Raw genomic sequence first — 5,954 nt, 5'->3', positions numbered from 1 at the left:
CCTCCCCGTCTGTCCCCGATGCCGCAGATAATGATCGGCGATCGCACAGGCAACCATTGCCTCGCCGATCGGCACGGCGCGGATGCCGACGCATGGATCGTGGCGGCCCTTGGTCATGATCTCGACGTCCTTGCCGTCCTTATCGATCGACTTTCGCGGGGTCAGGATCGACGAGGTCGGCTTGACGGCGAAACGGGCGACGATTGCCTGGCCGGTCGAGATGCCGCCGAGGATGCCGCCGGCATTGTTGGACAGGAACACCGGCTTGCCGTCATTGCCGATGCGCATCTCGTCGGCATTCTGCTCGCCGGTGATGCGGGCGGCCTCGAAGCCGTTGCCGATCTCGACGCCTTTGACCGCGTTGATCGACATCAGGCCGGAGGCGATGTCCTGGTCGAGCTTGGCATAGATCGGCGCGCCGAGGCCCGGTGGAACGCCGTCGGCGACGATCTCGATCACCGCACCGACCGAGGAGCCCGCGTTGCGGATGCCGTCGAGATACTGCGTGAAGACAGGAACGGAAGCCGGATCGGGGGTGAAGAACGGATTTTCCGCATCGCCGATGAAATTCCAGTTCCAGTTGGCGCGATCGATGGATTTCTCGCCCATCGACACCAGCGCACCGCGCACCACCACGCCGGGCACCACCTTGCGCGCCAAGGCACCGGCCGCCACTCTGGCTGCCGTCTCGCGGGCCGAGGAGCGGCCGCCGCCACGATAATCGCGCACCCCGTATTTGACGTCATAGGTGTAGTCGGCATGGCCGGGCCGGTACTGGCGGGCGATCTCGCCATAATCCTTTGAACGCTGGTCGACATTCTCGATCAGCATCGACACCGGCGTGCCGGTGGTGATCATCGTCTCGCCGTCCTCGTCGAGGATGAAACCTGACAGCACCTTCACTTCATCTGGTTCGCGACGCTGCGTCACGAAACGTGACTGTCCCGGACGGCGCTTGTCGAGTTCGGCCTGGATCTCGTCGCGCGTAAAGCGGATGCCGGGCGGACAGCCGTCGACCACGCAGCCGAGCGACGGGCCATGGCTTTCGCCCCAGGTGGTGACGCGGAAAAGGTGGCCGAACGTGTTGTGAGACATGAAATACCCTGCCCGGCATCGGAGCCGGCTGAAGATTGCGTTCTATTGGCGTTTTTCACAGGGGTCAAACTGTGATCTGGCGGATTTAGTTTTGACACATTCGGTTGGTTTCTGCTCTGCTCCATCCGCTGTTGAACAGCCCGCCGCCATGCCGGTGCAATGATAAAGAGGAACGATTATGCGTACCCTGATTAGCGCCGTTGCCGCCACGCTGCTGCTTTCCACCGCCGCTTTCGCCGGCCAGACCGAAGGCCTGATCAAGAAGATCGACAAGGACACGGCGACGCTGACGCTGGATGACGGCAAGTCCTACAAGCTGAACGCAGAGACCGATCTCGACGCGCTGAAGCCGGGCATGGACATCGTCATCGCCTACGATGTGACCAATGGCGAAAACGTCATCACCGACATGGAACTGCCGGACAGCTCAGCCAACTAGAGCTTCCAACCTCAATTGAATGCAGCGTTTGCGGTTCAGCTTTCGCCGAGCCGCCTGCGAAATGGCCTAGAGCGTGTCGCGTCTGAACGGATTTCAGGCGACCCGCTTTAGGTCTTTGTTTTATGTATGTCGTTCTCCCAAAACCGGGGCCACTTTTGGGCGACATGCATCAAAGCCACTCCAGACTCTTGCCTTCGAGCTTGAGCAGGCGATCCTGCGGTATTTCCAGGTTCGCTGCCTCGTCCTCGGCCAATCCCAGAACGAAACGAAACAAGGTGCGCATGACGCCGCCATGGGTCACGCATATCGTCTGGCGTTCGATCGCGTCGAAGCATGGCCTCACCCGTTCGAGCAGCATCTGATAGCTCTCGGCGCCTTCGCCGGGCGGCTGGAAGTTCCACTTGTCCAGAGCGCGCGTCCCGCTTGCTCCGGGATACCGCGTCTCCAGCTCGGGAAAGGTAAATCCCTGCCAATCGCCGAAATTGACCTCGACGAGGCGCGGATCGGTTCGATAGGCATCCGGATCCAGCTTCATCGCGGCGCGAATACGCTGCATCGTTTCGCGCGTCCGTTTCATCGGACTGGCGACGAAGTCGAATTCCCAGGGATCTGGAACCAACGCAGCTAGCCGAAGCCCGTTGCCGGTCGCCTGTTCGCGGCCAAGAGCATTGAGATCGGTGTCAGCCTGCCCCTGAAGCCGCATTTCGGCGTTCCACGCGGTCTGGCCGTGGCGCGCGATATAAACCAGCGGGTACATCAGGTCTTCCGGTGCGGGATCGGGACGGACGACGGTTGGCGGGGGTGTTAGTCCTTGACGGTCGAAATATCAGGCGCGTCGACCGCCTTCATGCCGACGACGTGGTAGCCCGAATCGACGTGGTGCACTTCACCGGTGACGCCGCGCGACAGATCGGACAGGAAATAGACGCCGGAATCGCCGACTTCCTCCTGCGTCACCGTCTGCTTCAGCGGCGAATTGTACTCGTTCCACTTCAGGATGTAGCGGAAATCGCCGATGCCGGAAGCGGCAAGGGTCTTGATCGGGCCAGCCGAAATGGCGTTGACGCGGATCTTCTTGGCGCCGAGATCGACCGCCAGGTAGCGCACGCTGGCCTCGAGCGCCGCCTTGGCGACACCCATGACGTTGTAGTGCGGCATCACCTTTTCGGCGCCGTAGTAGGTCAGCGTCAGCAGTGAGCCGCCATCGGTCATCAGCGCCTCGGCGCGCTTGGCGATGGTGGTGAAGGAATAGACCGAAATGTCCATTGTGCGCAGGAAATTGTCGCGTGACGTCTCGACATAGCGGCCAGTCAGCTCATCCTTGTCGGAGAAGGCAATGGCGTGGACGAGGAAATCAAGCTTGCCCCAATGTTTGGCGACATTGGCGAAAACCTCATCCAGGCTCGCCGGATCGGTGACGTCGCAATGGCCGGCGACAAAGGCGCCCAGTTCCGCCGCCAGCGGCTCGACACGCTTCTTGAACGCCTCGCCCTGATAGGTCAGCGCTATCTCGGCGCCATGATCGACGCAGGCCTTGGCGATGCCATAAGCGATCGACCTATTGTTGGCGACGCCAAGAATGAGGCCGCGCTTGCCGGCCATTAGGCCCTGTCCACCCGCCATGTGAGCGCTCTCCGCAAGATTTCAGCTTTGTGGGTTGCCCTATCGCACAGGCACAGAGCCCCTTCAAGCGCTCAAAACGGACAGTTCAGGGGACAAAAGCCGCCGATCAGCCTTTTTGGCTGCGCAACAGCGCTTCGAGTGCGCTATCACCGCCTTCCGGCAGCATGATACGCACATGAGCGTAGAGATCGCCGTGACCGCCGGCCTTTTCCGGCAGGCCTCTGCCCTTCAGCCGCAGGACCTTGTCGGAGCTCGACCAGGCCGGAATGTTGACCGCGAGCCTGCCGGTCGGCGTCTCGACAGGCACCTTGGCGCCGAGCACGGCATCCGCCAGCATCACCGGCAGATCGGCGTGCAGGTCGCGGCCTTCGATGCGGTAGCGTGGATGCCGGCGCAGATGGATCTTGACCAGCGCGTCGCCTGGCTGGCCCGGCCCCTGCTCGCCTTGACCCTTGAGGCGGATGGTCTGGCCATCCTCGACATAGGCCGGCAGCTTGACCGCCACCTTGCGGCCGTCGGGGAACATCGCCGTCACCTTTTCAGCGGTCGCCGCTTCCTCGATGGTGACGTCGAGCGTCACGTTCAGATCGGCAGCGGTCGCCTGCTGGCGGCGATCGCCCATGCCGGGACCGCGCGCGCCGGAAAAAGTGTCGCCAAAAATCTGGCTGAAGATGTCGCTGTTGCCGTCGAACGGATCGCCACCGGGTCGACCGGAGCGGAACTCGAACCGCGAGCCGCCCGGACCTTGCTGCCGGCGAAAGCCGCCAAACGGATCGCCGCCACCGGCAGCGCCCTCAAAGCCCTGGAATCGCGGCTTGCCGTCGGCGTCGATCTCGCCGCGATCGAAAGCGGCGCGATTCTTTTCGTCGCCGACGATCTCGTAGGCCTGGTTGGCTGCGGCAAAACGGTCCTTCGCCTTTGGATCATTCGGATTCTGGTCCGGATGATGCTTTTTGGCGAGTTTCCGGTACGCCGACTTTATGTCTTTGGCCGATGCGTTCCTGGCAACGCCCAGCACCTCATAGGGGTCGCGCATGCTTACTGCCCTGGAGAAGAGTTGAGTCTCTGGTTGCCTCTTATATGCGCTCCCATAGGAAGAAATTCCAGTGCTGGAGCCGCATATCAGACGCGGAAAATCAGAGCGCCTTGAAGTCCTGCATGCGCCAGCCGCCGGCGCTGGCCAGGCACAGTTCGCCTTCGAACATGGCAACGCCGTCAAAGCTTTCGCGCGAGGCCTTGAAGCGGCGGCAGGTCTGGCCGTTGTCCTTCAATTCCGCCAGATCGGTGATGGAACCGCGCGAGCCGGTACCGGCATTGGCCCATGGGACGGCCTGCCCGCCGAGCTGCTCGATGTCGGCCGAGGAGACTGCATTGCCGATCGTCGTCTGGTCGGAGTCGCGATCCAGACTGGCCGGCGCGGCCGAGGCCGATGTGCTGCTGGTCAGGATCGAGCGGTCGACTTCGGCTTTTTCCAGGCTGAAGCCGCCGGCGCCACAAGCGGCAAGCGGCAAGGCGACCGCCACGATCGCGGCTTTCGCGCTGGCCGAAGCGATAACGCTCCATTGCCTGCTGTCAAAAGCTTGCGCGATAAGCGACAATCGGCAGCCTCCCCCTTGCTTCGTTAAGAATCTTGGCTTTGTAAGAATCTTCGTGACAATTTGAGAAAAACTATGAGTGACACTGAGTTAACAAGCGGTGACTTTACCGAGGCTGCCGAGCCGTTTCGCCTGTTTGCCGCATGGCTGGACGACGCCACGAAAAGCGAGCCGAACGACCCCAACGGCGTGGCTCTGGCGACCGTCGATACCGACGGCATGCCGGATGTGCGCATGGTTTTGCTCAAGGGGTTCGATGAAAGCGGGTTTGTCTTCTACACGAATTTCGAGAGCGCCAAGGGCCAGGAGATTCTTGGCAGCATGAAGGCGGCGATGTGTTTCCATTGGAAATCACTGCGCCGCCAGGTACGCATTCGCGGACCGGTGGAGATCGTCAGCGACGCCGAAGCCGACGCCTACTATGCGACACGGCCGCGCGGCAGCCGCATCGGCGCATGGGCCTCGAAACAATCGCGGCCGCTGGAAAGCCGCTTTGCGCTGGAGAAGGCAGTGGCCGAATACACGGCACGCTACCCGATCGGCGAGATCCCGCGGCCAAAGCACTGGTCCGGCTTCCGAATCGTGCCCACGACAATCGAGTTCTGGCACGACAGGCCGTTCCGCCTGCACGACCGGCTCGTCTTCAGCCGCAACAAAAAAGGCGCCTGGGACAAGACGAGGCTTTATCCCTGAAGAAGAGGCTCAGGCCTTCTTTCTCGTCATGAACGCGGTGAGCGCGGCGCGCGCCTCATCGGACTTCAGGCGCTCGCGAAAATGCTCGCTTTCCTCGCCGATGCGGGCGACGAGGTCGTCGCGCGAGCCGCGCATCAGGTCGCGCGCGATCTTCAACGCCTGCGGCGGCTTGGCCGCGATCTGGCCGGCGGCCGCCAGCACCGAGGCCTCCAGTGCTGCTTCCTCGACCACCTCGTAGATCAGGCCGGCGGCCTTCGCCCGTTCAGCCGAAAAGCCCTCGCCGAGGCCGAGCAGCGCGAAAGCGCCTTGCTGCCCGAGGATGCGCGGCGCCAGGAGGCTCGATCCCGCCTCAGGCACCAGGCCAAGGTCGACGAAAGGTGTCCTGAACACGGTGCGTGGCGTGGCGAAGGTCAGGTCGCAATGCAGGTTGAGCGTCGTGCCGATGCCGACCGCGATGCCGTCGACGCCGGAGACCATGGGTTTTTCGACCCTGGCCAGCGCCATCAGGA

At 62.5% G+C, this 5,954-nt stretch carries 8 protein-coding genes; 2 read left to right on the top strand and 6 right to left on the bottom strand.

All coding sequences use genetic code 11. The annotated features are described in order from the left end of the window. On the bottom strand, nucleotides 1-1,095 hold a 1,095-nt coding region (aroC, locus tag EN932_RS26835), incomplete at its 3' end, for a chorismate synthase (protein ID WP_128369183.1). A 178-nt stretch (nucleotides 1,096-1,273) separates the two neighbouring features. Between aroC and EN932_RS26830 the strand changes: the two genes are divergently transcribed. Continuing rightward, on the top strand, nucleotides 1,274-1,534 hold the full coding sequence (locus tag EN932_RS26830) for a DUF1344 domain-containing protein (protein WP_013532801.1): 261 nt from the start codon (nucleotides 1,274-1,276) through the stop codon (nucleotides 1,532-1,534). Between the two features lie 169 nt (nucleotides 1,535-1,703). Here EN932_RS26830 and EN932_RS26825 read toward each other — a convergent pair whose 3' ends face one another. The 4 genes from EN932_RS26825 to EN932_RS26810 all read right to left on the bottom strand — a co-directional run bounded on the left by EN932_RS26825 (nucleotide 1,704) and on the right by EN932_RS26810 (nucleotide 4,755). Beyond that, complete coding sequence (locus EN932_RS26825; protein ID WP_013532802.1) at nucleotides 1,704-2,291, bottom strand: histidine phosphatase family protein; 588 nt, start codon at nucleotides 2,289-2,291, stop codon at nucleotides 1,704-1,706. A gap of 47 nt (nucleotides 2,292-2,338) precedes the next feature. Beyond that, on the bottom strand, nucleotides 2,339-3,157 hold the full coding sequence (gene fabI / locus EN932_RS26820; RefSeq protein WP_013532803.1) for an enoyl-ACP reductase FabI: 819 nt from the start codon (nucleotides 3,155-3,157) through the stop codon (nucleotides 2,339-2,341). A gap of 106 nt (nucleotides 3,158-3,263) precedes the next feature. Continuing rightward, nucleotides 3,264-4,193, bottom strand: a complete 930-nt coding sequence (locus EN932_RS26815; protein WP_127388421.1) for a J domain-containing protein — start codon at nucleotides 4,191-4,193, stop codon at nucleotides 3,264-3,266. A gap of 100 nt (nucleotides 4,194-4,293) precedes the next feature. Next, the gene (locus tag EN932_RS26810; RefSeq protein WP_013532805.1) at nucleotides 4,294-4,755 is read right to left on the bottom strand and encodes an RT0821/Lpp0805 family surface protein; all 462 of its coding nucleotides are present in this window, start codon (nucleotides 4,753-4,755) and stop codon (nucleotides 4,294-4,296) included. Between the two features lie 72 nt (nucleotides 4,756-4,827). Here EN932_RS26810 and pdxH point away from each other — a divergent pair, with 72 nt between their 5' ends. Then, nucleotides 4,828-5,445 (top strand): pyridoxamine 5'-phosphate oxidase, encoded by a 618-nt coding sequence (pdxH, locus tag EN932_RS26805; RefSeq protein ID WP_128369182.1) that lies wholly within the window; start codon nucleotides 4,828-4,830, stop codon nucleotides 5,443-5,445. 9 nt (nucleotides 5,446-5,454) lie between these two features. On the opposite strand, the gene EN932_RS26800 is transcribed toward pdxH, so the two are convergent. Continuing rightward, nucleotides 5,455-5,954 (bottom strand): crotonase/enoyl-CoA hydratase family protein (locus EN932_RS26800; protein WP_128369181.1); only part of this gene is annotated, 500 nt, incomplete at its 5' end.

Source organism: Mesorhizobium sp. M7A.F.Ca.US.002.01.1.1, assembly GCF_004022955.1.
Classification (GTDB): domain Bacteria; phylum Pseudomonadota; class Alphaproteobacteria; order Rhizobiales; family Rhizobiaceae; genus Mesorhizobium; species Mesorhizobium ciceri.
The sequence above is the reverse complement of the archived record's forward strand: the minus strand, read 5'-3'. Positions and strand labels throughout refer to the sequence as shown.